Genomic DNA, 21,404 nt, shown 5'->3' with positions numbered 1-21,404 from the left:
GCTCTCAGGTTTGGGATTCAAGGAACGGGTGGCGCTTGGTGACTTCATCGATGGCCATCAGCGTCTCCAGCAGCGCGCGCATCTGGTCCAGCGGCCAGGCGTTGGGCCCGTCAGACAGCGCTTCGGCCGGGTTGGGATGGGTCTCCATGAAGATGCCGGAAATGCCCACCGCCATGGCGGCACGCGACAGCACCGGCACGAATTCGCGCTGGCCGCCGCTCTTGCCGCCCGCGCCGCCGGGCAACTGCACCGAATGGGTCGCATCAAACACCACCGGGCAACCGGTGTCACGCATCACGGCCAGGCTGCGCATGTCGCTGACCAGGTTGTTGTAACCAAAGCTGGCGCCGCGCTCGCAGACCATGATGTCGGCGTTGCCGGTGGCCAGCGCCTTGTCGGCCACGTGCTTCATCTCCCACGGCGACAGGAACTGGCCCTTCTTGATGTTGACCGGCTTGCCGGCGCTGGCGACCTTCTGGATGAAGTCGGTCTGCCGGCACAGGAAAGCCGGCGTCTGCAGCACGTCGACCACCGAGGCGACCTCGTCCATCGGCGTGTACTCGTGGACGTCGGTCAGCACCGGCACGCCGATCTGCTTCTTCACCTCGGCCAGCACCTTCAGGCCCTCCTCGATGCCCGGGCCACGGAAGCCGGAGATCGAGGTGCGGTTGGCCTTGTCGAAGCTGGACTTGAAGATGAAGGGAATGCCCAGCTCGTCGGTGATCTGCTTCAGGGTGCCGGCAGTGTCGAGCTGCAACTGCATCGACTCGATCACGCAGGGCCCGGCGATCAGGAAGAACGGCCGGTCCAGGCCGATGTCGAAACCGCACAACTTCATTGACCTTCTCCATTCATGCAAACGGCGCTGATGCGCGGGGCGTTCATGCCTCGGCCTCGTCGAGGCGGGCGTTTGCCGTCGATTGGGCCGCCTTGTAGTCGCGCGCGGCGCGGATGAATCCGACGAACAGCGGATGCCCGTCGCGCGGCGTCGATAGGAATTCCGGATGGGCCTGGCAGGCCAGGAACCACGGGTGGACGTCGCGTGGCAGCTCGATCATCTCGACCAGCAGGTCGTCGATGGATTTGGCGCTGATGACCAGGCCGGCATCCTCGAGCTGGGTGCGGTAGCGGTTGTTGAACTCGTAGCGGTGGCGATGACGCTCGCCGACCACGTCCTTGCCGTACAGCTCGTGGGCCAGCGTGCCGGGCTTGAGCCGCTGCTCCTGCAGGCCCAGGCGCATCGTGCCGCCCAGGTCGCTGTCCTCGCTGCGGCGCTCCAGCTCGCCGCTGGCCGTGCGCCACTCGGTGATCAGGCCAACCACCGGGTGCGGGGTAGCCTTGTCGTTCTCCGTGCTGTTGGCGTTTTCCAGCCCGGCCACGTTGCGGGCGAACTCGATCACCGCCGCCTGCATGCCGTAGCAGATGCCGAAATACGGCACGCCGTTTTCGCGGGCGTAGCGGGCGCCGGCGATCTTGCCTTCAAAACCGCGGTCGCCGAATCCGCCGGGCACCAGGACACCGTCGACGCCCTCCAGCGCACTGGGGCCGCGCTTCTCGACGTCGCTGGACTCCAGCCATTGCAGATGGACCTTGGTGCGCTGGCGCAAGCCGCCGTGCTTGAGTGCTTCGGCAACCGACTTGTACGCGTCCTGATGGTCCACGTACTTGCCGATGATCGCGATGGTGACCTCGTCCTCGGGATTCTCGGCCGCGTCGACCACCGCGTCCCACTCGTGCATGTCGGCGGGTCTGGCGTCCAGCCGCAGGCGCTCGACGATCAGCTCGTCCAGACCCTGCTCCTGGAAACGCGCCGGCATGTCGTAGATGTTGTGCAGGTCCACCGCCGAGATGACCGCGCGCTCGGACACGCTGGTGAACAGCGCGATCTTGCGCCGTTCCGAATCCGGCAGCGGCTGCTCGGAGCGGCAGATCAGGATGTCTGGCTGGATGCCGATGGAGCGCAGTTCCTTCACCGAGTGCTGGGTCGGCTTGGTCTTCAGCTCGCCGGCGGCGGCAATGAACGGCACCAGGGTGAGGTGCATGAACAGCGCCTTGTCCGGCCCGCGTTCGGCGCGGATCTGGCGGATCGCCTCCAGGAATGGCAGCGACTCGATGTCGCCCACGGTGCCGCCAATCTCCACCAGGCCCACATCGAAGCCGTCGGTGGCGGCAAAGATGCCGCGCTTGATCTCGTCGGTGATGTGCGGGATGACCTGCACCGTGCCGCCCAGGTAGTCGCCGCGGCGCTCCTTGCGGATGACGTTCTCGTATATCCGACCGGTGGTGATGGAATTCTTGCGCCCCAGCCGGGTGCGCACGTAGCGCTCGTAATGGCCCAGGTCCAGGTCGGTCTCGGCGCCGTCGTCGGTGACGTACACCTCGCCGTGCTGGAACGGGCTCATCGTGCCGGGGTCGACGTTGATGTAGGGGTCGAGCTTCATCATCGTCACGCGCAGGCCGCGCGCTTCGAGGATGGCCGCCAACGAGGCGGCGGCAATGCCCTTGCCAAGCGAGGACACCACGCCACCAGTGACGAAGATCAGGGGAGTCATTGTTTTGCTGCCGCTGGAAAGCGCCAGTTTACCGGCTGCATGCAATTGCTGCGACCTTTGCTGCGGCGGCGAGGGCTTGCCGCCCTCGCTGGAGGTGGCGGAAGGCCAACGAAAGACGCCCCGGCAAGCCGGGGCGTCGGTGACCTCATCGCATGGCGCGATCAGTTGCGCTCGTCTTCCTCTTCAGGCTCGAGGGCCTGCTCCTGGGCGGCGGCTTCGGCACTGAAGTCCGCACGGTCCTGCGCGACGTCGGCGCTCTGCTCAGCAGCATTGGCCTGCTCGGCAGCAGCGGCGGCCTGCGCCTCGGCCTGCACGGCCTGGGCTTCTGCCTGGGCGGCAGCGGCCTGCGCCTGCTGGGCCTGGGCCTGGGCGTCGAGATCGGCGGACTGGGCGAACGCGGCCGGAGCGGCCATCAGGGCGGCGATCATGGTCGGCAACACAAGCTTGCGGATATTCATCTGGGTACATCTCCTTGGTGGGGTGTGCGGATGGCGACTGCCGTCCTGGATCACTGCCGCTCCCCTCAGCGACGCCGACGAACCTACCGACGCCGACCCTGCCAAATACTGAATAACGGGACCTTTACGCGGCCCGATTTCACGCCCCGTTATGGAAGCCGCCAAGTCCGGGACCGCTTTCACCGCCGCATCGTGACGCTCGTCCAGTCGGCTTCCGACCTTTGCTTCCTTGACCATCCACGGTGCCGCCCGCCATTCTGGCGAGCTGACTTCCCCCGACCCAACGCGAACCGCTGCCTGATGAACAACCGCTACGACGCCGCCGACATCGAAGTCCTCTCCGGGCTGGACCCGGTCAAGCGTCGCCCCGGTATGTACACCGACACCACCCGGCCCAACCACCTGGCCCAGGAGGTCATCGACAACGCCGTGGACGAGGCGCTGGCCGGGCACGCCAAGACGATCGAGGTGGTGATGCACGCCGACGGCAGCTGCGAGGTCAGCGACGATGGACGCGGCATGCCGGTGGACATCCACCCGGAGGAAGGCGTGCCCGGGGTGGAGTTGATCCTGACCCGCCTGCACGCCGGCGGAAAGTTCAGCAACAAGAACTACACCTTCTCCGGCGGTCTGCACGGCGTGGGCGTCAGCGTGGTCAATGCCCTGTCGACGCGCCTGGATGTCACCATCAAGCGCGACGGCATCGAGCAGCGGATGGGTTTCGCCGACGGCGAGCGGGTCACGGAGCTTGAAACCCTGGGCAGCGTGGGGCGCCGAAATACCGGCACGCGCCTGCACTTCTGGCCCGATCCCAAGTACTTCGACACCCCGAAATTCAACCTGCGCGCCCTCAAGCACTTGTTGCGCGCCAAGGCGGTGCTGTGCCCGGGCCTGACCGTGAAGCTGCTGGACGAGGCCACCGATGAGCGCCTGGAGTGGCACTACGCCGACGGCCTGAGCGACTACCTGCTCGACGAACTGCGCGCCGACCACCCCGCGCGCGAGCTGCTTCCGCCCGAGCTGTTTGTCGGCAAGCTGGAGAAGGATTCCGAGACGGTCGACTGGGCCGTGGCCTGGGCGCCTGACGGCGAGCTGGTCCAGGAGAGCTATGTCAACCTGATCCCGACCGCGCAGCACGGAACCCACGTCAACGGCTTGCGCAGCGGCTTCACCGACGCCCTTCGCGGTTTCTGCGACGTCCGCAGCCTGCTTCCGCGCGGCGTCAAGCTGGCCCCGGAGGATGTCTGGGACCGGGTCGCCTTCGTGCTCAGCGTCAAACTGCTGGATCCGCAGTTCAGCGGCCAGACCAAGGAGCGCCTGAGCTCCCGCCAGACCGCCGGCTTCGTCGAGGCCGCCGCGCAGGACGCCTTCACCCTGTGGCTCAACCAGAACGTCGAGCTGGGCGAGCGGATCGCGCAGCTGGCGATCGAGCGGGCCAGCGCGCGCCTGAAGACCGAAAAGCAGATCACCCGCAAGAAGGTCACCCAGGGCCCCGCCCTGCCCGGCAAGCTGGCCGACTGCATCAGCCAGGACCTCTCACGCACCGAATTGTTCCTGGTCGAGGGCGACTCGGCCGGCGGCAGTGCCCGCCAGGCGCGCGACAAGGATTTCCAGGCGATCCTGCCCCTGCGCGGCAAGATCCTGAACACCTGGGAGGTCGCGTCGGGCAGCGTGCTGGCCTCGCAGGAAGTGCACGACATCGCCGTGGCGATCGGCTGCGATCCGGGCAAGGACGACCTGAGCGGGCTGCGCTACGGCAAGGTCGTGATCCTGGCCGACGCGGATTCGGACGGCCTGCACATCGCGACCTTGCTGTGTGCGCTGTTCCTGCAGCATTTCCCCGCGCTGGTGGCTGCCGGCCACGTATTCGTGGCGATGCCGCCGCTGTTCCGGGTCGACCTGGGCAAGCAGGTGTTCTACGCCCTGGACGAGGAGGAGAAGCGGATCCTGCTGGAGAAGATCGAGCGCGAGAAGGCCGAGCGCAAAAAGGGCTCGGCCGGCACGGTCAACGTCACCCGCTTCAAGGGCCTGGGCGAGATGAACCCCTCGCAGCTGCGCGAGTCGACCATCCATCCCGACACCCGCCGGCTGGTCCAGCTGACCGTGGAAGAAGGCACGCAGACCCACGCGCTGATGGACATGCTGCTGGCACGCAAGCGCGCCGGCGACCGCAAGGCCTGGCTGGAAGACAAGGGCGATCTGGCGACGCTGGAGGTCTAGGCAGGCCAGCCAATCAGCGCTGGGCGGTCATTGCCAGCGCATTCACCAGCAGATCCTCGAGCAGGCGCTGCAGGGGCGCGGCGCGCTCGGGCAGGTAGCGTGTGGAGTCCTCGTCCATGTAGCAGCGCTGGCTGATCTCCAGCTGCACCGCGTTCACGCCCTTCGCCGGCGCGCCATAGTGGCGCGTGATGTAGCCGCCCTTGAAGCGGCCGTTGGCGACCCAGTCGTACTCACGCTGCTCGCCCAGCACCGCCTCCAGGCCGAGTTGGACCTGCGGCGAACAGCTGGCGCCATCGGCGGTGCCCAGGTTGAGGTCGGGCAGCCGGTCGGGAAACAGGTAGGGCAGATTGCTGCCGCGAATCGAGTGGCCTTCCCACAGCAGCGCCCGGCCGTGGGCCGTTACGAGCCGCTCAAGTTCTGCCTGCAGGGCGTCGTGGTAGGGCTTCCAGTAGCGCCGCACGCGCTCGGTGATCTCCGCCCGGGTCGGCGCCTCGCCGTCCACGTACACGGGCTCGCCGTTGAACCGCACGGTCGGGCAAAGGCCGGTGGTGTTCTGTCCGGGATACAGCGACACGTCATCGGCGGGACGGTTCAGGTCGACCACGTAGCGCGAGTAGCGCGGCACCAGCACCGATGCGCCCAGTTGGCGGGCGAACGCGTACAGCCGGGACACGTGCCAGTCGGTGTCCGGCGCGGTGCGCGCGCCGAGGGTCATGCGTTGGGCCATGGCGTCAGGGATGGCGCTGCCGTCGTGCGGCAGGCTGACCAGCAACGCCGTCGTGCCGCGGTGCAGTTCAAAGGTATCCATGACCGCCGCCGTTGTCAGTGCTGGTGGCCGCCGTCGCCGTGGACGTGGCCGTGCTCGATCTCCTCGGCCTGCGCCTCACGCACGTCGATGATCTCGATGTTGAAGCTCAGGTCCTTGCCGGCCATCGGGTGGTTGAGGTCGACGTCGACCACGCTCATGCCGACCTTCTGCACCGTCACCGGACGCGGGCCGAACTTGGTCTGCAGGGTCACCTGCATGCCCGGGGCAAGACGGGTGCCCTTGAAGTACTTCTTCGGCACGCGCTGGATCATGCCTTCCTGTGCTTCGCCGTAGGCATCTGCCGCCGTCACGTCGGCGGTGATCCTGTCGCCGGCCTCGTGGCCTTCCATCGCCTTTTCCAGGCCGGGGATGATGTTGCCGTGGCCCACCAGGATCACCAGCGGCTCGCGGCCTTCGGAGGTTTCGATCACATCGCTGCCCTGCTCGGCGACGGAGTAATGGAAGCTGACGACGCGGTCTTTCTCGATTTTCATGGGGGTACTCGTGGGAAGCAGGACGAAAGGCAGGTTGCCGCCAACGACAGAAGCAGGGAAGCTACATGCCGTGACGAAAGCCGCGCATTATCCCGGCATCCCCGCCCCCGCGCCAGCAGCGATCCTGCAGGCACCCTGGCGGTGGCTGCAGCTCCTTGTCCTGGCCAGCGTGCTGGCGGGTTGCGGCGGTGGCGGCAAATCGGTGCGATCCAAGGCGCCGGCTCCGGCCCCCGGTCGCGATTGGGGGAGCAACGCGCCCGTCGATCCGGGTGCCTCCAATTCGGTGTTGATGCGGGCGATCAGCCTGGTCGGCACGCCCTACCGCTACGGCGGCAACACGCCGCAGTCCGGCTTTGACTGCAGTGGCCTGGTCAATTACGTCTACGACGACATGCTGCGCAAAAAGCTGCCGCGCTCGTCAAGCGCGCTGGCCGCCTACCAGGGGCAGAAGATCCAGCCGCGCCAGCTCACGGCAGGCGACCTGGTGTTTTTCGGCAGCCGCGGCCAGGTCAGCCACGTGGGCATCTATGTGGGCGATGGGCGCTTCGTGCACGCTCCCAGCAGCGGCGGCACCGTCCGTCTGGACCATCTGGATGGTGCGTACTGGCGCGACCACTACACCGGCGCCAAGCGGGTGATTGAGTGAACTGAATGCGCAGTTTTCGCATTGCCTTCACGCTAATTAACGAAAGTTTTACGGAATATGAACGTCATGGCAGCGTTTGGAGTGCATGATCGCCCCGTCCTGTTTCAGTGATGACCGCGTGACGACACTCTTATCAAGCCGCCCAGCGCGCACCACCGCTCCCTCCGCCCGACGTCGGCCGGCAGGATTCTCCCTCTTCCTTGCAGCTCTGCTGGCGCTTCCCGCGCTGCCGGCGCTGGCGACACAGTCCACCGAGGCGCCGATGCCTTCGATGGCCGACATGCCGGTGATGATGCCGGATGCCATGAGCATGCCGGACCGGGCCCTGAGCCTGGCCAGCGACATCAGCGGCATGTTGGCTTCAGGCAAGGCCGCCGCGGTCGCCGAGGACTACACCCCACCCGACCACAGCGCACGCAACATCCTGCAGCGCGCGCTCACCCTGCTGGGCACCCCGTACCGCTGGGGTGGCAACACGCCCGACAAGGGCTTTGATTGCAGCGGCCTGGTCAGCTACGTGTTCCGCAATGCGATGGGTATCGACCTGCCGCGGGTGTCGCGCGAGCAGGCCAACTCCGGCGAACTGGTTGCCAGCAAGAAGGAGCTCGCCGAGGGCGACCTGGTGTTCTTCGGCCGCAAGGGCCGGATCGACCACGTCGGCATCTACGTCGGCGAAGGCCGCTTCGTGCATGCGCCGAGCACCGGCAAGGACGTAATGGTCTCCAGCTTGGAAAAGGGCTATTGGAGCGGCAAGTACATGCAGGCCCGGCGACTGGCCGGCAGTTGATTCGCCGGGCAATACGCCGAACCGACCCGCATTTGCAGAAGCAGCCGCCTCCGGGCGGCTGCTTCGTTTCCGGGTCCGCCAATTTGCGAAACCGCGTGGGAGCGCTCAGGCGTCGTGCGCCTGCCGGTAACGCTCCACGGTCTGCTCGATTCCCTTGCTGAGCGCCATCACCTGCTGCGCGTACTCGGCCAGCTCGCGATCGTCCTCGCTCACCGGCTCCCAGGCAGGCACCGCGGTCGGCTCTCCCTCTACGCCATCAAGGGCGACGAACACGATCACGCAGTGAGTGCACAGGCGCGGCTCGCCGCCCATTGGGTCGCGGGCGGCGACCTCCACCGAGAAATGCATGCTGCTGGTGCCGGTGTGGACCAGCTTCGTGCGCACCGTTACCAGGTCACTGATCCGGATCGGCGCCATGAAACGGATGCCGCCCACGGCGACGGTCACGCTGTAGGTGCCGCTCCAGCCGACCGCGGCTGCGTACCCGGCCTGATCGATCCACTTCATCACCACGCCGCCGTGCACCTTGCCACCGTAGTTCACATCAGCCGGTTCGGCGAGGAAACGCAGGGTCAGCTCGCGCTGGCTGCCGATCACGCCGCGGCCCCGCGGATAGCCACCGCTGCCGGTCGGCGCCGGGCTGGGGTCAGGCAAAATGAAACGTGCGCGTTTGCGGGCATGGGGTACTCCTCAATCGGATCGATCGGCAATTATGCGCAGCTTGGCGGTGCTTGCGTTCCGGGGGTTGGCGCGGTCTTGCGGCAGTCGTGCAGCGGTGCAATCGCCGGCAGGCGGCCCCAGCATGGACTTGCGCGGTTCAGTCATCGACACTGCCCCACTCCTGCCGCCAACAGATTTCACCATGCACCTGCTCCGCCCGCTTGTGCTCGCCTGCGCCGCGCTGACCTTCGGCTCTGCATTTGCCGCCGCGCCGGTCCTGCCCCAGGCGACCGGCTACCAGACCCGCGAAGCATGGCGGCAGCCGGTCACCCCGTTTCGTGTCGCCGACCACACCTGGTACATCGGCACCGAGGGTCTGAGCGCGCTGCTGGTCGTGACACCCGAGGGTGCGGTGGTGATCGATGGCGGCGTCGCCCAGGCGGCAGACATGCTGCTGGCCAACATCGCGGCCACCGGCACCCCGATCGAGTCGGTCAAACTGATCCTGCACAGCCACGCCCACGCCGACCACGCCGGCCCACTGGCGGCGCTCAAGCGTGCGACCGGCGCGACGCTGGTCAGCAATGCGGAGTCCGCCGTGCTGCTGGCGCGCGGCGGCATCGACGATATCCACTACGACGACAGGATCCTCTTCCCGCCAGTGCAGGCAGACCGCCTGCTGCAGGACCGCGAAAGCGTCGAACTGGGCGGCACCTCGTTCACCGTCCACTTCACGCCCGCGCATACCCCCGGCTCGATGAGCTGGACCTGGACCGACACGCGCGATGCCAAACCGCTGCAGATCGCCTACGCCGACAGCCTCAGCGCACCGCGCTACCAGTTGCTCGACAACCCCCGTTTCCCGCGCATCGTGGAGGCGTACCGGCAGGGCTTCGCCACTGTGGCCGCTCTCCCGTGCGACCTGCTGATCGCCCCGCATCCGGAAGGCGTGGGCTGGGCACCTGCAGCTACCGACAACCCGCAGCCGCGGCCAATGACCTGCCGTGAATACGCCGCCCAGGCGCAGCAGGCATTCGAGCAGGCACTGGCGAAGCAACAGGCCGCGCGCTGATGCCGTACACCCCGATTGCCGCCACCCTGGGCTACGTCCTCTCCCACGACGGGCGCGAGGTGCTGCTCATCCACCGCAACGCGCGCCCGGATGACCAGCATCTGGGCAAGTACAACGGCCTGGGCGGCAAGCTTGAAAGCGGCGAAGACATCGCCGCCGGGATGCGTCGGGAAATATTCGAGGAAGCCGGCATCCAGTGCGAGCAGATGCAGTTGCGCGGCACCATCAACTGGCCAGGGTTCGGCAAGCAGGGCGAGGACTGGCTCGGCTTCGTGTTCCTGATCACCCGCTACAGCGGCACCGCATTCACTGAAAACCACGAAGGCAGCCTGGAGTGGGTGCCGCTGGACCGCCTGCATGAGGTGCCGATGTGGGAGGGCGACCGCGAGTTCCTGCCGATGGTCTTCGACGACAACCCGCAGCCCTTCCACGGCGTGATGCCCTACAAGGGCGGCCGGCTGGTGTCCTGGAGCTACTCGCGCGGCTGATCACCTTCCAGCATGCCGATATTGGTCGAGGCGCGGTTGTAGATCTCCATGTCGAGCATGCCGGTCTCACGCGCCACCAGCACCGGCACCAGCATCTGCCCGGTGACGTTGGTTGTCGTGCGGGCCATGTCCAGCACGCGGTCGATCGCCACCAGGTAGCCGATGCCTTCCAGCGGCAGGCCCGCGGCCGACAGCACCAGGGTGACCATCACGATCGCGGTGCCCGGCACGCCGGCGGTGCCGAAGCTGCCCAGCACCGAGGCCAGCATGATCACCAGGTACTGCGTCGGCTCCAGCTGCAGATCGAAGTACTGGGCCACGAACAGGCTGGTCAGCGCGGGGTAGATCGCCCCGCAGCCGTCCATCTTGATGCTCGCCCCCAGCGGCACCGCGAACGCGGTGTAATCCTTGTCCACGCCCAGGTTGTGGGTCACCGCGCGCATCGCCGCGGGCATCGAGGCGAAACTCGATGAACTCGCGAACGCCACCTGCATCGCCGGCGCCGCGCCACGGAAGAAGCGCAGCGGATTGAGCCCATGACTGAGCAGCAGGCTGCCGTAGACAAACACGATATGCAGCGCGCAGGCCAGATACAGCGCGAACACGAACATGCCCAGCGGCAGCAACTTCTCGAAGCCGTAGGCACCCACCAGCGCGGCGATCAGGCCGAACGTTCCCAGCGGCGTCACCTCCAGTACGAAGCGGGTGATCTGGATCATCGTCTCGCTGGCCTCGCCGGCCAGTTTGCGCAGTCCGGTGGTGCGTTCGCCCAGCTTCACCAGCGCGAACCCGACCAAGCCGGCAAACACGATCACCTGGAGGATCTTGCCCTCCGCCAGCGCGGCAAACGGGTTGCCCGGAACCACGTCCAGCAGCACTTCGACCACCGACGGCACGACCCGCACCTCGTAATCCGCGGCGACCGTCAGGCCAGTGACACCGGCGCCCGGCTGCAGCACCCAGCCGACGCCTAGCCCCACGCAGACGGCCAGCGCCGCGGTCGCGGCAAACCAGGCGAACGTGCGCCCGCCCAGCGCGGCAACGGATTTCTGCCCGTGCAGGGACGCCACCGCGTTGATCACCGCGAACAGCACCAGCGGCACCGCGATCATCCGGATCAGGGTCACGTACACCGTGCCCAGCGGGCCGAACCAGGGTTCCGCAGCAGGGCCGAACAGCCAGCCGGCCAGTGCGCCAAACACAAAGCCCGCGAGCACGCGCTTCCAGAAGGGAATCGACAGCCACCAGGAAACCATCGTCATCGCATTGCCAATCAAGGGTCGAAATGCACGATAGCCGAGCGAAGCGCTGCCTGCGAACACACCAGCAAGACGAACCGGCACAGCGGGCGCAACAGTTGCGGGCCATAATGGTGCGTTCTGCAACTGCCCGTGACCCCTCCATGCACAACCACGCCCCGCTGCGAACCGCCTGCCTCGTCCTCGCCCCTGCCCTGCTGGTGGCCGCGTGCGCGACCACGTCGCCATCCGCCGCGCCGGCAAGGGCGCCGGCCGTCACCGAGGCCGTGAATGTGGACGTGCCACGCATCCAGCGGCCGCAGGAAGAAAGCGCGCCGTGGTGGTTCCGTGATGGTGCCGCGCAGGCGGCCCAGCGCGGCGCGATGGGCGGACAGGCGAAGAACGTGATCCTGTTCGTGGGCGACGGCATGAGCCTGCCGACGGTTGCGGCCGCGCGCATCCTGGACGGCCAGCGCAAGGGTGGCGCGGGCGAGGACAACCGCCTGAGCTGGGAACACTTCCCGGCCACCGCATTGAGCAAGACCTACAACACCGATCTGCAGACCCCCGATTCCGCAGGCACGATGAGCGCGATGGCGACGGGCGTTAAGACCCGCGCCGGCGTGATCAGCATCGGCCAGTCGCCGCAGCTGGGCGACTGCAAGGGCGCCCTCGCAGCGCCGATGATCACTCTGTGGCAACTCGCGGCGGGCAGCGGCATGGCAACCGGCGTGGTCACCACCACGCGGGTCACCCACGCCACCCCGGCCGCCACCTTCACCCACTCGGCCGATCGTGGCTGGGAGTCGGATGCAGCGATGCCGGCCGAGGCGCTGGCCGCCGGCTGCGTGGACATCGCGCGCCAGTTGATCGAGACGCCGTACGGGCACGGCCCGGATGTGCTGATGGGCGGCGGCCGGACCAACTTCATGCCGGCCACCCAGACCGATCCCGAGTACCCGGAGCAATCCGGCCGCCGCGCCGATGGACGCGACCTGATCGCAAGCTGGAAGCAGCGCCACCCCTCGGGCAGCTACGTCTGGAACGCCGAGCAGTTTGCCGCCGCGCCGATCGACCAGCCGCTGCTGGGCCTGTTTGAACCCAGCCACATGCAATACGAACACGACCGCGCGGGCGATGCCGCAGGCGAACCCAGCCTGGCGGAGATGACCGCGGCGGCGATCGCCCGCCTGTCGCGCAACCCCAACGGCTTCGTGCTGCTGGTCGAAGGCGGCCGCATCGACCACGCCCATCACCAGGGTAACGCCTACCGCGCGCTCACCGACACCATCGCGATGGCCGAAGCGGTCGAGGTCGCCAACACGCTCACCTCCGCCGAGGATACCCTGATCCTGGTAACCGCCGACCATGCCCACACCCTCAGCTTTGTCGGCTACCCGGCGCGCGGCAACCCGATCCTCGACAAGGTGCACGAGCCCAAGGACGGCAAGCGCGTGCTGACCCTGGACGCCCGCGGCATGCCCTACACCACCCTGAGCTACTCCAATGGCCCGGGCTACACCGGCGCCAGCGATGCCCAGCCGGCCGGACCGAAAACCTTCCCGCACGCGGCGAAGAACTACCGGGCTGCCACCGGCCGCCCCGACCTGGCCTCGGTGGACACGACGTCACCGGACTACATGCAGGAAGCGCTGGTCCCGGCCACGTCCGAATCACACGGCGGCGACGATGTCGGCATCTGGGCGCGCGGACCGGGCAGCAGTGCGGTGCGCGGCAGCGTGGAGCAGAACGCGATCTTCCACTTCATGCTGCAGTCCACGCCCTACCTGCGCGCCGCGGTCTGCGCAGCCGGTGCCTGCAATGCGGACGGCGTGCCGGTGGAACTGCCGGCGCAGGAACGGTTCAAGTCCCGCGCCGGCGGCTGAGCGTTCCTAGAACGGTTTTGCCAGCACCAGCCAGACGATCGCCACCAGGACCAGCACGGGTATCTCGTTGAACCAGCGCAGCGCCCTGGACGAGGGCAACGGTCGCCCGGCCAGCATGCCTTTCAGCCACCGCCCGCTGAAGATGTAATAGGCGAGCAGCATCGCCACCAGCAGCAGCTTGGCGTGCAACCAGCCGCTTCCCGACGCCACCATGGTCGGGAAGTCCGGCAGGAACCGGTAGCCCAGCCAAAGCACGATGCCCAGAACCAGCGACAGCCCGAACATGGCGTGGCCGAAGCGGTACAGGCGCTGGCCCATCAGCCCCAGCCGCGCCCGCACCGCGGGCTCCTCGCCGGCCTCGGCCAGATTGACCAGGATGCGCGGCAGGTAGAACACCGCCGCCATCCAGGCAATCACGAAAACGAGATGGAAGGTCTTGGTCCAGAGATAGGCGTTCATTCGGCGGGCGGTCCTTGTCTGACGGGTTCGCGCGCTAGGATGGCACGCCGCGCAGCGCGCGTGCGCCCCGACCCCGATGCAGCGAGTCCGATGAGCAAACACTACGACCAGGCCTATTTCGATCAGTGGTACCGCGATCCGGCGACGCGTGGCGCGGCGATCGGCGGCCCGGCCAGACTGGCGCGCAAGGTCGCTCTGGCCGTGGCAACCGCGGAGTACCACCTTGAGCGGCCAATCCGCAGCGTGCTGGACATCGGTTGCGGCGAGGGAGCGTGGCGCGCGCCGTTGTTGAAGCTGCGACCGAAGCTGGACTACCTGGGTTTTGACAGCAGCGAGTACGCGGTCGGCCGCTTCGGTGCGCGCCGCAACCTGCACCTGGCGCGTTTCGGCGATTTCGAATACCTGCGCCCATGCGGCCCGGCAGACCTGCTGGTCTGCAGTGACGTGCTGCACTACCTGCCCACACGCGAGCTGGATCGCGGACTGCCGGCGCTGGCCGACCTCTGTACGGGCGTTGCGTTCCTGGAGACCTTCACCCGCAGCGACGGCATCGACGGCGATACGGTGGGATTCCAGGCGCGCCCGGAGAAGTTCTATCGCGAGCGGTTCGCCCGCATCGGCCTGCATCCGCTGGGTTCACACCTGTGGCTGGGGCCCGCGATGCGGGCCGGCCTGGCGGCGCTGGAGGCGGTCGACTGAGGATAACCGCGACGCTGATTCACGTACCAGCGCTGCGTTTCCGTTACGCTGCAACGCACCAATTCTCTGCCAAGGCTTTACATGCTGCTTTACCAGATGCACGAGTTCAACCGCGCGTGGATGGCACCGATGACCTATTGGGCCGATGCGTGCGCGAAGATTTTCGGCGGCTCCAACACCTGGCTGGGCAAGCTTCCCGGCGCAGACCAGTTCGCAGCCGCCTGCGAGCTGATGTACCGGATCGGCAAAGACTACGAGAAACCCGAGTTCGGCATCCACTCCATCGAGTTCGACGGTGTCGAGCATCCGGTGATCGAGCGCGAGATGGTGCACAAGCCGTTCTGCCGGTTGCTGCGCTTCAAGCGCTACACCGACGATGCCGGCAACCTCACCGAGATGCGCGGCCAGCCGCCCGTCCTCGTGGTCGCCCCGCTTTCGGGTCACCACAGCACGCTGCTGCGCGACACCGTGCGCACGATGCTGCGCGACCACAAGGTCTACATCACCGACTGGACCGATGCACGCATGATCCCGGTCAGCGAGGGCGAGTTCACCCTGGACGACTACATCGCCTACATCCAGGAATTCATCCGCTTCATCGGCGCCGACAACCTGCACGTGGTGAGCGTGTGCCAGCCCACGGTGCCGGTACTTGCGGCGGTTTCGCTGATGGCCTCGCGCGGCGAGCAGACCCCGCGCTCGATGGTGATGATGGGCGGGCCGATCGACCCCCGCGAGAGCCCCACCCAGGTCAACGAGCTGGCCACGCACAAGCCGCTGTCCTGGTTCAGCGAGAACCTGATCCACGAAGTCCCCCACAACTATCCCGGCCGCGGGCGCCGGGTGTATCCGGGCTTCCTCCAGCACACCGGCTTCATGGCGATGAATCCCGAGCGCCATGCGCAGTCGCACATGAAGTTCTACCAGGACGTGCTCAACGGCGACCTGGACGACGCCCAGTCGCACCGCAAGTTCTACGACGACTACAACGCCGTGCTCGACATGCCGGCGGCTTACTATCTGGACACCATCCAGACCGTTTTCCAGGACCATCTGTTGCCGCGCGGCCTGTGGGACGTCGCAGGTGAGCGCGTCGACCCGGCGGCCATCACCGGCACGGCGCTGATGACGATCGAGGGCGAGCTGGACGATATTTCCGGCCAGGGGCAGACCCGCGCGGCGCACGAATTGTGCACCGGCATCGCCGAGGCCGACCACCTGCACAGCACCATCGAGGGCGCCGGCCACTACGGCATCTTCAGCGGCCGCCGCTGGCGCGGACAGGTCTATCCGCAGCTGCGCGACTTCATCGCCAAATACGCCGACTGAGTTTACGGAGGGCGGCGCGGGCTGATTGCCAGGCGCGCGCGGCGCGCCCGGACATTGGCCCCACTGGCGACATTGGCTGGCGCGTGCGGATTCCGCCAGAATCGGGGGACTGCCGTACGCCTGTCCAAAAAGGAGCCGCTCTTGCCAAGCCCACGCCTGCCGCCCGCTCTGCTGACGTCCACCGTGTTGTCGTCGGCCCTGCTCTCATCCGTCCTGGTGGGCGCCTGCGTCGGCTTGCCAACGGCGCAGGCAGCCCAGGCGCAAACGCCAGCCGCCTCCGATGCTCCAATCAAGGCCCCGTCGGTCAGCGAGATCCTCGCCGCTTCACCGGACACGGACTGGCGCACACCCGATCCCGGCAACACCCTGTATATGGACGTGGCCGGCGGACGCGTGGTCATCGAACTGGCGCCCGGCTTCGCGCCCGAGCACGTGGCCAATATCCGCACCCTCGCCCGTGAACACTTCTGGGACGGCCTGAGCATCTACCGCGCCCAGGACAACTTCGTGGTGCAGTTCGGCGATCCCGATGCCGGCGAGCCCGGCGCCCGCTCGCTGGGCGGTGCACGGACCCACCTGCCGGCGGAGTTTGAGCGCCCCGCGGCGGGGCTTGCGTTCACCGCCCTCGCCGACTCCGATGGCTGGGCGCCGCAGGTCGGCTTTGTCGACGGCTTCCCTGCCGCGCAGGATCCGGCGGGTGGTAGCGCCTGGATGACGCATTGTTACGGCGCGCTCGGTGCCGGCCGTGACATGGCGGCCGATTCCAGCAATGGTGCGGAGCTTTACGTGGTCATCGGCCAATCGCCGCGCCAGCTGGATCGCAACATCACCCTGGTCGGCCGCGTCGTGCGCGGCATGGAGTTCCTGTCTGCCACCCCGCGCGGACCGGAACCGATGGGCGTCTACGACAACCCGGCCCGACGCACCCCCATCGCGACCATCCGACTGGCGAGCGACCTGCCGGCCGACCAACGCGAGCGCCTGCAGTTGCTGCGGACCGACAGCGCCACGTTCGCGGCCGTCACCGAGGCCCGGCGCAACCGGCGCGACGACTGGTACAAATCCAGCGCCGGCCACATCGACCTGTGCAACGTGCCGCTGCCGGTACGCGAGATGCCGGAGGGCTGAACGCCACACCGCGCAGGCTGGATCGCAGCCGCGGATGAATGCCGTCCCCATCTGCCGCGGGCCCGTCACGTGCTTTTGCGCGTGCGCTCCCTAGCCTTGAGCGACCTTCCCCACAAGGCGCTTCCCATGCCACTGATACGCATCAGGATCACCGGCGGCGACGATGCCAGCCGTGCCATCCGCGACCTGTTAGCCAGCCTCCCCGAGATCGAGCACGTGGAGGAGATCCAGGACCTCATGCCGCACATGGACGATCCCGACTCCAGCTCCGCCGGCCTGTCCGAGGACAGCGGCCCGGGAATGCAGGTGATCGAGGTGGACGCGCCCGACGACGCGGCCGCGGAGCGCGTACGCGAGACGGTCGAAGCCCTTGCATTCAAGCTGGACGTGCTTGCCGAGTTCGAAACCGACGAGTCCGACGTCCGGGAGTAATTCCCATGGCCAACAGCACGATCATTCCGTGCCTGCAGTACCGCAATGCCCACGTCGCGATCGACTGGTTGTGTGAAGCGTTCGGATTCAGGCGCCTGTCCGTCCACGCCGACGAGCGCTTCGTCCACCACGCGCAGCTGGTTCTTGAGGGCGGCATGGTGATGCTGGCCTCGGCGCGCGACGAGTTCGCCGCCAACGACCCGGTCGATCGCTGGCGGCTGCGCATGGTCCAGCCCGACCAGATCGGCGGGCGCGAGACCCAGACCAGTTGCGTCGTGGTGCGCGATCCGGACGCGCATTACGCGCGCGCGATCGCCGCCGGCGCGGAAATCATCCGCGACATCGCCAACCAGGACTACGGCGGACGCGGCTACGGCTGCCTGGATATTGAAGGCCACATGTGGTGGTTTGGCAGTTACGACCCCTGGCTGTCGCTCGACGAGCCCGAGGGCGAAACCCGCGCAGCGGTTCACTAGCCCCGGAGCGCTCGCCACGGTTGGCTGCATTGCGCACAATGTGCCGCTGACTGCGGCCCGATGCGATGACCCCGACCAACAAAGCCTTCCTGCAGATCCACTTCTGCGTCCTGTTGTGGGGCTTCACGGCCATCCTCGGCAAGGTGATCACGCTCGCCGCGCTGCCTCTGGTGTGGTGGCGGATGCTGATGGTGACGGCAGCGCTGGCGCTGGTGCCCCGTGTGTGGCGCGGACTGCGCGCGATGCCCCGCCGGCTGCTGTGGGCGTACGCCGGCATCGGGGTGCTGGTGGCGCTGCACTGGCTGACCTTCTACGCCGCGATCAAGCTGTCCAACGCCTCCATCGGCGCGACCTGCATTGCGCTGGCCACCGTCTTCACTGCGCTGGTCGAGCCGTGGCTGGCGCGCAGCCGGTTCTCCCGGCCCGACTTCATGCTCGGCGTGGCCGTCCTGCCCGGAGTGGCCCTGGTGGTCGGCGGTGTGCCTGACGGCATGCGCATCGGCATTGTCGTCGGCGCGGTGTCGGCGTTGCTGGTGGCGCTGTTCGGTTCGCTCAACAAGCGCCTGGTCGAGCATGCCGATCCGCTGACCGTCACCGCGCTGGAACTGGGCGCGGGCACCCTGGCGCTGACCCTGCTGGCACCGGTGCTGCCGTATGTCCTGCCGGTGCTGGGCGATACCAACCTGCTCACGCTGCCCAGCGCGCGCGACATCGGCTGGCTGCTGGTGCTGGCGTTGGGCTGCACGCTGTTGCCGTTCGCGCTGTCACTGGCGGCGCTGCGCCACATGAGTGCGTTCTCGGCGCAGCTGGCGGTCAACCTGGAACCCGTCTACGCCATCGCACTCGCCATCCTCCTGTTGGGCGAGCAGCACGAGTTGAGCCTGCAGTTCTACCTCGGGGTGGCAATCATCCTGATCGCGGTGTTCATCTACCCGCTGCTGGGCAAGCCGCGTCGCGGCGGGCATCCGGAGATGCTTGCCACCGCCGAGTCGAAGATCGTCGTCGAGTAGCCGAGGTCAGATGCGCTGGACCAGATGCGCTGGGTCAGATGCGCTGGACCAGATGCGCTGGGTCAGATCCGCTGGATGCGGAAGCGCCGGTTCTTGATCCTGCCTTCGCGCAGGCGGGCCAGCGCCGCGTCGGCCTTGCCGCGGGCGACGGCGACATAGGAGCGCCTGGCGAACACGTCGATCTTGCCGATCGCCGAGGACGGCAGGCCCGCATCTCCGGTCAGCGCGCCGACGATGTCGCCCGGGCGCAGCTTGTCGGTCTTGCCGCCGTCGATGCGCAAGGTGACCATCGCCGCCGGCACGACACCGGCGGCCTTGCCGGCAAGCGGCGTTGCGCGCATCCACTCCAGCGGCGTGCCGGTATGCAGGGCGATCATGTCGGCGCGCGACACTTCCGCGGGGGCACAAAGGCTCAGCGCCAGCCCTTCGCGGCCGGCGCGACCGGTGCGCCCGATCCGGTGCACGTAGGTGTCGGCGTCGGTCGGCAGCTCGTAATTGACCACCGCGGCCAGGTCCTCGACATCCAGCCCGCGCGCGGCGACGTCACTGGCGACCAGCACGCTGCAACTGCGGTTGGCAAAGCGCAGCAGGATCTCCTCGCGATCGCGCTGCTCCATGTCGCCGTGCAGCGCCAGCGCCGTGAATCCGTAGTGGGCAAGCGAAGCCACGACCTCTTCGGTGTCGCGGCGCATGTTGCAGAACACCACGCACGACTCCGGGCGGAACTGCAGCAACAGCGCCGCCAGCAGCGGCGTCTTGCGTCCCGGCTCGACTTCGTAGAACAGCTGGCGGATGCGGGTCGGGCTTTCCGACGATTCCACAGTGACCTGCAGCGGCGTGCGCAGCATCGCGCCGGCCAGGGTGCGGATCGCGTCCGGGAACGTCGCCGAGAACATCAGGCCCTGCCGATCTGCGGGCAGCTTGCCGACGATCTCGCGGATCTGGTCCTCGAAGCCCATGTCGAGCATGCGGTCCGCCTCATCCAGCACCAGCGTATGCACGCCGCGCAGGTGCAGCGCCTTCTTGCGCAGCAGCTCCTGGATCCGCCCCGGCGTGCCGACCACTACCTGGGGATCGTGGGTGGCCAGCGACGCCAGCTGGGGCGCCAGCGGCATGCCGCCGCACAGCACCGACAGCTTCAGGTTGGGAATACCCAGCGCCAGCTTCCGCAGCTGCCTTCCGACCTGGTCGGCGAGCTCACGCGTCGGGCAGAGCACCAGTGCCTGGGTCTGGATCCGGGTCGCATCCACCCGGCTGAGGACACCGAGTCCGAACGCCGCGGTCTTGCCGCTGCCGGTCGGCGCCTGGGCGATGACATCGCGTCCCTCAAGGATTGCCGGCAGGGCCTGCGCCTGTACCGCAGTGAGCTGGCTATAGCCGAGTGCGTCCACACCCTGCAAAAGCTGGGCGGACAGATCGAGGCTGGCGAAGGCGTGCTGGGGGTCGTGGCTGGTCATTGCGCCATGATCGCAGGTTGCAGCGCTGCATCCGCGCTTCACGCTTAATCCCGGCTTGCGTCCCATCCACGCCGCTGCGACCCTGACCGACCCTCCCTCAACGACCGCCCCGATGGAATCACTGGAATTCGAACTCGATGACGGCCACGAGTACGTGGAACTGAACCAGCTGCTGAAGCTGGTCGGCCTGTGCGACAGCGGCGGCATCGGCAAGCAGATCGTTGCCAGCGGCGCGGTCGCCGTGGACGGGAAGGTCGAGCTGCGCAAGACCTGCAAGATACGCGCGGGCCAGGTGGTCAGCGTGGAAGGGGCCGAGGTCCGGGTGCTGCCTGCCGCCGTCTGAGCGGGCGGGGTCAACCTCGACCCCGCCAGCCGCTGCAGCCAGGCGCTAGAGGTCCGTTTCCGGCAACGTGGAATCCCCCGCCGAGACACCCTCGGAAGGCCGATCCGCCGTGGGTACCTGGACCCTGTTTTCCACGCTTCGGACACCGTCGCAGGCGGCTGCAAGGTCCTCGATCCGGTGCTTCATCCAGCGCTCGCGGACGGTGCCGGTCAGCGAGACCACCCCGCCGGACACATTGACCGAGACATCGCTGGGATCCACATGCTCGCATCGGGTGAGCCGTTCGCACACGTCTTCGGTGATGCGCTGGTCGGAGCGCGTGTAGTTTTTCGGTCCGACGCCGCGATAGCTCGCGCGCCCATAGGACGCGCTGCCCGGCGGCAGGTAATCGGAGTCGCTACCACCGGTGGTGTCCCCAAACGGGGACTGGGTGCGTCCCGGCGACGCGTAGCCGGGACTGAGGTCATCGTCCAGATAACTGTCCGGTCCTGCCCCTGCCCCGCTGGTCGATCCGCGTGGCGAGCCGTGCGGACCGGCGCGGCGATGGCTACGTCCTTCGCCCGGCTGCGGCGGCACTTCGCGGCTGGCCATGCCGTCGTACGCGCCCGACACCTGCCTGCGCTGCATCTCCAGCCAGCGCCGCCCCATACGGACGTATCCCGCGCCCAGGTCGGCCACATCCTGGGCCATCGATTTCAGATCATCTCCGACGTTGTTTCCACTCACGGCAGGCCTCCTTCTGGTCAACGCAGCGCCGACGGC

The 21,404-nt window shown here is 67.5% G+C and carries 23 protein-coding genes; 13 read left to right on the top strand and 10 right to left on the bottom strand.

The window, feature by feature from the left end; genetic code table 11:
• Positions 1–4: 4 nt before the first annotated feature.
• The 3 genes from kdsA to INQ40_RS03960 all read right to left on the bottom strand — a co-directional run bounded on the left by kdsA (position 5) and on the right by INQ40_RS03960 (position 3,010).
• Complete coding sequence (gene kdsA / locus INQ40_RS03970; RefSeq protein WP_194341937.1) at positions 5–838, bottom strand: 3-deoxy-8-phosphooctulonate synthase; 834 nt, start codon at positions 836–838, stop codon at positions 5–7.
• A gap of 43 nt (positions 839–881) precedes the next feature.
• Positions 882–2,552, bottom strand: a complete 1,671-nt coding sequence (locus INQ40_RS03965; protein ID WP_194341936.1) for a CTP synthase — start codon at positions 2,550–2,552, stop codon at positions 882–884.
• 161 nt (positions 2,553–2,713) lie between these two features.
• A complete protein-coding gene (locus tag INQ40_RS03960; RefSeq protein ID WP_194341935.1) occupies positions 2,714–3,010 on the bottom strand; it encodes a hypothetical protein in 297 nt (98 codons plus the stop codon).
• A 300-nt stretch (positions 3,011–3,310) separates the two neighbouring features.
• Here INQ40_RS03960 and parE point away from each other — a divergent pair, with 300 nt between their 5' ends.
• Positions 3,311–5,230, top strand: coding sequence for a DNA topoisomerase IV subunit B (gene parE, locus INQ40_RS03955; protein ID WP_194341934.1), 1,920 nt, complete (start codon positions 3,311–3,313; stop codon positions 5,228–5,230).
• A 13-nt stretch (positions 5,231–5,243) separates the two neighbouring features.
• Here parE and hutG read toward each other — a convergent pair whose 3' ends face one another.
• On the bottom strand, positions 5,244–6,038 hold the full coding sequence (gene hutG / locus INQ40_RS03950; protein ID WP_194341933.1) for an N-formylglutamate deformylase: 795 nt from the start codon (positions 6,036–6,038) through the stop codon (positions 5,244–5,246).
• A 14-nt stretch (positions 6,039–6,052) separates the two neighbouring features.
• Entirely contained in the window at positions 6,053–6,532 is a 480-nt protein-coding gene (locus INQ40_RS03945) for a peptidylprolyl isomerase (protein ID WP_194035204.1), read from the bottom strand.
• A 202-nt stretch (positions 6,533–6,734) separates the two neighbouring features.
• Here INQ40_RS03945 and INQ40_RS03940 point away from each other — a divergent pair, with 202 nt between their 5' ends.
• Both INQ40_RS03940 and INQ40_RS03935 read left to right on the top strand, forming a co-directional pair.
• On the top strand, positions 6,735–7,178 hold the full coding sequence (locus INQ40_RS03940) for a C40 family peptidase (protein WP_228076772.1): 444 nt from the start codon (positions 6,735–6,737) through the stop codon (positions 7,176–7,178).
• 262 nt (positions 7,179–7,440) lie between these two features.
• Entirely contained in the window at positions 7,441–7,965 is a 525-nt protein-coding gene (locus tag INQ40_RS03935) for a C40 family peptidase (RefSeq protein WP_228076696.1), read from the top strand.
• Positions 7,966–8,070: 105 nt separating this feature from the next.
• Here INQ40_RS03935 and INQ40_RS03930 read toward each other — a convergent pair whose 3' ends face one another.
• Entirely contained in the window at positions 8,071–8,562 is a 492-nt protein-coding gene (locus INQ40_RS03930; protein WP_194342409.1) for an acyl-CoA thioesterase, read from the bottom strand.
• A gap of 265 nt (positions 8,563–8,827) precedes the next feature.
• Here INQ40_RS03930 and bla point away from each other — a divergent pair, with 265 nt between their 5' ends.
• Both bla and INQ40_RS03920 read left to right on the top strand, forming a co-directional pair.
• A complete protein-coding gene (gene bla, locus INQ40_RS03925) occupies positions 8,828–9,697 on the top strand; it encodes a subclass B3 metallo-beta-lactamase (protein WP_194341931.1) in 870 nt (289 codons plus the stop codon).
• Positions 9,697–10,185, top strand: coding sequence for an 8-oxo-dGTP diphosphatase (locus INQ40_RS03920; protein ID WP_194341930.1), 489 nt, complete (start codon positions 9,697–9,699; stop codon positions 10,183–10,185). Before bla ends, INQ40_RS03920 begins: the two co-directional genes overlap by 1 nt.
• On the opposite strand, the gene INQ40_RS03915 is transcribed toward INQ40_RS03920, so the two are convergent.
• Positions 10,170–11,447: a dicarboxylate/amino acid:cation symporter gene (locus INQ40_RS03915; protein WP_194341929.1), complete on the bottom strand. Its 1,278-nt coding sequence runs from the start codon at positions 11,445–11,447 to the stop codon at positions 10,170–10,172. The two genes, INQ40_RS03920 and INQ40_RS03915, sit on opposite strands and share 16 nt — an antisense overlap.
• Positions 11,448–11,587: 140 nt before the next feature.
• Here INQ40_RS03915 and INQ40_RS03910 point away from each other — a divergent pair, with 140 nt between their 5' ends.
• Positions 11,588–13,309: an alkaline phosphatase gene (locus INQ40_RS03910; protein WP_194341928.1), complete on the top strand. Its 1,722-nt coding sequence runs from the start codon at positions 11,588–11,590 to the stop codon at positions 13,307–13,309.
• 6 nt (positions 13,310–13,315) lie between these two features.
• Here INQ40_RS03910 and INQ40_RS03905 read toward each other — a convergent pair whose 3' ends face one another.
• Positions 13,316–13,768: a CopD family protein gene (locus INQ40_RS03905; protein WP_194341927.1), complete on the bottom strand. Its 453-nt coding sequence runs from the start codon at positions 13,766–13,768 to the stop codon at positions 13,316–13,318.
• A 90-nt stretch (positions 13,769–13,858) separates the two neighbouring features.
• Between INQ40_RS03905 and INQ40_RS03900 the strand changes: the two genes are divergently transcribed.
• The 6 genes from INQ40_RS03900 to INQ40_RS03875 all read left to right on the top strand — a co-directional run bounded on the left by INQ40_RS03900 (position 13,859) and on the right by INQ40_RS03875 (position 18,842).
• On the top strand, positions 13,859–14,467 hold the full coding sequence (locus INQ40_RS03900) for a class I SAM-dependent methyltransferase (protein ID WP_194341926.1): 609 nt from the start codon (positions 13,859–13,861) through the stop codon (positions 14,465–14,467).
• Positions 14,468–14,551: 84 nt separating this feature from the next.
• Positions 14,552–15,796 carry a polyhydroxyalkanoate depolymerase gene (gene phaZ, locus INQ40_RS03895; protein ID WP_193987203.1) on the top strand — a complete coding sequence of 415 codons (1,245 nt, stop codon included), beginning with the start codon at positions 14,552–14,554 and terminating at the stop codon, positions 15,794–15,796.
• 168 nt (positions 15,797–15,964) lie between these two features.
• On the top strand, positions 15,965–16,924 hold the full coding sequence (locus INQ40_RS03890) for a peptidylprolyl isomerase (protein WP_194342408.1): 960 nt from the start codon (positions 15,965–15,967) through the stop codon (positions 16,922–16,924).
• Positions 16,925–17,050: 126 nt separating this feature from the next.
• Positions 17,051–17,356, top strand: a complete 306-nt coding sequence (locus tag INQ40_RS03885) for a hypothetical protein (RefSeq protein WP_193986381.1) — start codon at positions 17,051–17,053, stop codon at positions 17,354–17,356.
• A 5-nt stretch (positions 17,357–17,361) separates the two neighbouring features.
• On the top strand, positions 17,362–17,832 hold the full coding sequence (locus INQ40_RS03880) for a VOC family protein (protein WP_194341925.1): 471 nt from the start codon (positions 17,362–17,364) through the stop codon (positions 17,830–17,832).
• Positions 17,833–17,897: 65 nt separating this feature from the next.
• Positions 17,898–18,842 (top strand): DMT family transporter, encoded by a 945-nt coding sequence (locus INQ40_RS03875; RefSeq protein WP_194341924.1) that lies wholly within the window; start codon positions 17,898–17,900, stop codon positions 18,840–18,842.
• 62 nt (positions 18,843–18,904) lie between these two features.
• On the opposite strand, the gene dbpA is transcribed toward INQ40_RS03875, so the two are convergent.
• Positions 18,905–20,299, bottom strand: a complete 1,395-nt coding sequence (dbpA, locus tag INQ40_RS03870; RefSeq protein ID WP_194341923.1) for an ATP-dependent RNA helicase DbpA — start codon at positions 20,297–20,299, stop codon at positions 18,905–18,907.
• A gap of 112 nt (positions 20,300–20,411) precedes the next feature.
• Here dbpA and INQ40_RS03865 point away from each other — a divergent pair, with 112 nt between their 5' ends.
• Positions 20,412–20,642, top strand: a complete 231-nt coding sequence (locus tag INQ40_RS03865) for an RNA-binding S4 domain-containing protein (protein WP_193986373.1) — start codon at positions 20,412–20,414, stop codon at positions 20,640–20,642.
• A 45-nt stretch (positions 20,643–20,687) separates the two neighbouring features.
• Here INQ40_RS03865 and INQ40_RS03860 read toward each other — a convergent pair whose 3' ends face one another.
• Positions 20,688–21,368 (bottom strand): BON domain-containing protein, encoded by a 681-nt coding sequence (locus tag INQ40_RS03860; RefSeq protein WP_228482109.1) that lies wholly within the window; start codon positions 21,366–21,368, stop codon positions 20,688–20,690.
• Positions 21,369–21,404 lie beyond the last annotated feature (36 nt).

Source organism: Lysobacter sp. H21R4, from assembly GCF_015277535.1.
GTDB lineage: Bacteria > Pseudomonadota > Gammaproteobacteria > Xanthomonadales > Xanthomonadaceae > Novilysobacter > Novilysobacter ciconiae.
This window is presented reverse-complemented; position numbering and strand designations above follow the sequence as displayed.